Origin of the sequence: Limnohabitans sp., from assembly GCF_031539105.1 — a bacterium.
Taxonomy (GTDB): Bacteria; Pseudomonadota; Gammaproteobacteria; order Burkholderiales; family Burkholderiaceae_C; genus Limnohabitans.
This window is the reverse complement of the sequence record NZ_JAVKLM010000002.1, coordinates 1-2,925: the sequence shown is the minus strand read 5'-3', so window position 1 is coordinate 2,925 and position 2,925 is coordinate 1. Positions and strand designations below refer to the sequence as shown.

5 protein-coding genes and 1 pseudogene are annotated in these 2,925 nt (G+C 53.4%); 4 read left to right on the top strand and 2 right to left on the bottom strand.

The window, feature by feature from the left end; translation table 11 throughout:
* A pseudogene (locus RMR24_RS00070) lies at positions 1-619 on the bottom strand (hypothetical protein); the annotation flags it as partial.
* A complete protein-coding gene (locus RMR24_RS00065) occupies positions 612-839 on the bottom strand; it encodes a DNA-binding protein (RefSeq protein WP_310613054.1) in 228 nt (75 codons plus the stop codon). The gene RMR24_RS00065 and the pseudogene RMR24_RS00070, both read right to left, overlap by 8 nt.
* A gap of 84 nt (positions 840-923) precedes the next feature.
* On the opposite strand from RMR24_RS00065, the gene RMR24_RS00060 reads away from it, so the two are divergent.
* The 4 genes from RMR24_RS00060 to RMR24_RS00045 all read left to right on the top strand — a co-directional run bounded on the left by RMR24_RS00060 (position 924) and on the right by RMR24_RS00045 (position 2,848).
* Positions 924-1,574 (top strand): helix-turn-helix domain-containing protein, encoded by a 651-nt coding sequence (locus RMR24_RS00060; RefSeq protein ID WP_310613053.1) that lies wholly within the window; start codon positions 924-926, stop codon positions 1,572-1,574.
* Positions 1,575-1,726: 152 nt separating this feature from the next.
* Entirely contained in the window at positions 1,727-1,939 is a 213-nt protein-coding gene (locus RMR24_RS00055; RefSeq protein ID WP_310613052.1) for a hypothetical protein, read from the top strand.
* Complete coding sequence (locus RMR24_RS00050; RefSeq protein WP_310613051.1) at positions 1,923-2,459, top strand: hypothetical protein; 537 nt, start codon at positions 1,923-1,925, stop codon at positions 2,457-2,459. Before RMR24_RS00055 ends, RMR24_RS00050 begins: the two co-directional genes overlap by 17 nt.
* Positions 2,460-2,542: 83 nt before the next feature.
* Complete coding sequence (locus tag RMR24_RS00045) at positions 2,543-2,848, top strand: putative holin (protein WP_310613050.1); 306 nt, start codon at positions 2,543-2,545, stop codon at positions 2,846-2,848.
* Positions 2,849-2,925: the final 77 nt, after the last annotated feature.

Below are 2,925 nucleotides of genomic sequence, written 5' to 3'. Positions count from 1 at the left end.
CACGCAAATCGGCTACAACAACCGGAACGCCGCCATCGTCATCACGCTGTGCGCGTTGGCGCTTGAGCTGCTTGGCAAGGCCGTCACGCTCTGACGCCACGGTGTCACGTTCAACGCTCAGATTGACGCGTTGCGCCTCCAGTTCACGGATGCGCTGACGAAGACCGCGCACGCTCAAATCGTCAATATCTGAAACGTCGCCGTCCTCTAGAAGCTGGCTTACCACTTCGGCGTCCGCGCTTGCAAGAGCTAGCATTTTTGTTTTTGGCAGTGCCAACAACTCAGTGCGCTGGGACGCGGGCAGCATGGTGGTGAACTTTGCCATCGTCATCAGCTCACGCGCCCGGCGTGGCGATAAGCCAAGGTCTTCCATACCGGTCTCAAACTCGCCATGAGCCAATTCGTTCTTGATGCTGAGCAATAGGTATCCGGTCTCCACCGCCAGCCGCGCCGCCATGTTGTATGACGACACCGCGCGGGAAATTCGGTCTTGCAAACCGCCGCTGACGGCAATGCCCAACTCTTGTGCTGCTGCTGCGTCCTGCTCCGTGAAACTCAAATCGGCGAACGTTTGCCGATTTGCTTCAACGACCTCAACGCTTGTATTTTTCTTAGCCACGCTTTACCTCTTTCTTCATGTCTTTTTTGAGCCCTAAAGCCACCATCACGCGGTGGGCCTCACCCCGTGTCCCTTTGAGACGACCCTGCAACACCATTTGCATGGTGTTGTAGTCAAGGCCGTGATCACGTGCGAAGTCGACCTGCGACACGCCGCGTGCGACTAGGTCAGCTTTGACCTGTTTGATTCGCTCTGAATTTGTTGCCGTTGCTACACTCACATAACCTCCGTTTAAAAACGTGAATAAAGATTCATTAATGTGGATTATGGATGCTCAATCCACATCTTGCAAGGAGTATTTTTAATGTCCGACAAAATCAGTGGGTTTCTAGATGTTTTGGCACGCCTAAAGCTCGCCCTTGGGTGCAGCGACGACGCCACAGTTGCCACACGCCTAGGGCTAAGTAAAACCGCGTTCAACAACCGCAAGTTGCGCGGGAGCCTCCCCACCGATGAGATAGACACGCTCATTGAGAGCGAGGGGCTTAGCGCGGCTTTTATCTATCAAGGCACTGGGGCCGTGCATATGGACTCTGACGCCCAAAGCTGGGAGGCCGGATTCAAAAAGCGGATCAAGCAGTCGCTGAGCCTGAAAACCTATACGGACGTGCTGGTCAGTCAGGGCTACAAAACAGCGAAATTGACCGCTGTGATCAATGGGAAAGAAGACCCGTCGCCGCGCCTATTGCGAGACCTCCAGGTGCTGTTCGGAATTGACACAAATTGGCTTGTGATGGGCGATACAAGCTCATCACTCAGCGGTGTTGAGCGTGACCTCATTGATGCGTATCGAAAATCACCAGCGGCTGGGCAAGAGTTCATTCGTCGCGCAGCAGGCATGGCCGCTACAACGCCACCCAAGCCCACAAAAGTCAAGCAAGTGGCGTCAGGCTCGGCACCGACTATTCAGGTTGGCGGCTCAGTCAGAGACTCGAAAGTAAAAATAGGAAAATAGAACTCAATTCGAGAACACTAAGGACGCCGGTGACAAAACAACAAACAGGCCCACGAACAAGGGGCGTTGTGCAAATCAGTGGTGACATGATTGGCAGCACTGTCATCATCATCGACAACTCAGGGCGCAGATCAGCGCCTGGCACATGCCCCGTGAGCGTGAGCAGCGTTCTCACAGTGTTGGATCAACTGGAGCGGGATACACGCATTCGTGTCTTAGATTTTTTGGATCGTGAATTTGGTACACGTATGGTCAAAGACCTTGGCGAGCAGCAACTTACACGGGCAATGCTTTATGTGACTGCCATTCTCAAGAAGAACGAAATTCGTAAGCTTAGAAAGGCGGACAATGAAACCAGCCGTTAAATGGTCACTATTGGCCAGTGTTGTCGGGCTCTGTATTTTTTACGCTGGGACACTTTATGCGCCTGCAACTGTTGCAGACGCCGGGGCTGAGAACTCAGCTCCAAAATTTCCAGATCACTACTACGCAATGCGAGATGGCGAACGGTATGGCTATGAAGCCGCATTGAGTGTTGACGATCAAAATGCGGGACGCAGCTTGTCTCGTGTCGTGATGTTTTTTTATCACGGAACAAAGGGCGAGGGTCGAGACAAGCGCTGGCAGATATCCTCAGTTGAAGGCAACTCGATGATCTTTGCCGAGTGCGACGCTGTTTGTGATTTCGCAACGCTTACAACTCTCACTGCGGGCGTTGGACGAACCCGTGAAGAAGTGGTGCGTGTCGCGCCGCAGTCATTACTTGGCAGCGTATTTTTTGATGCGATGAGAGGCAAGCTATCTCCCTCAACGTCAAAAGACGGATCAACCTCTTGGCTTGATAGAAAAACAGGGAGATTGATCACAATACCGGCCATCCGGTGAAGTGTTTCACCACGACTAAACAGCGTTGATTCCAGAAACTAAGGACTTCTAACCGAAGTCCTTTTTTCATTTCTGGAGTCGTTATGTCTAAGTCGTATCGAATGCTCAGCTGGGTGGTCTTGACCGCCGTGTTGTTGGCCGCCTCGTTGTTCGCTCAAAGTGCGTGGCCCGGCAATGTGGTGTCGGTATCGCTCTACAAGGCGCACCTTATGGCGCTTGGCGGCTGGGGCGGCTATTGGCTTGACCGTGCGCAGTTTCCTTATGCGCGGCCCGATATGTTTCTTGTGGGGTCTAACACTGACCGCGCAGCCAATGGTTTCTCATTATCGCAGCTGCGTCGCGCCATCATTGTGGCCGCCTGCCTGATTTGCGTGGGCTTGGGCGCATGACATACCAAGTTCGCCGCCGTCGCCTTCGCATGGGGGCCTGCTTTGTGTTGGCGTGGGTTGCCTTGGCGTTGTTCGCT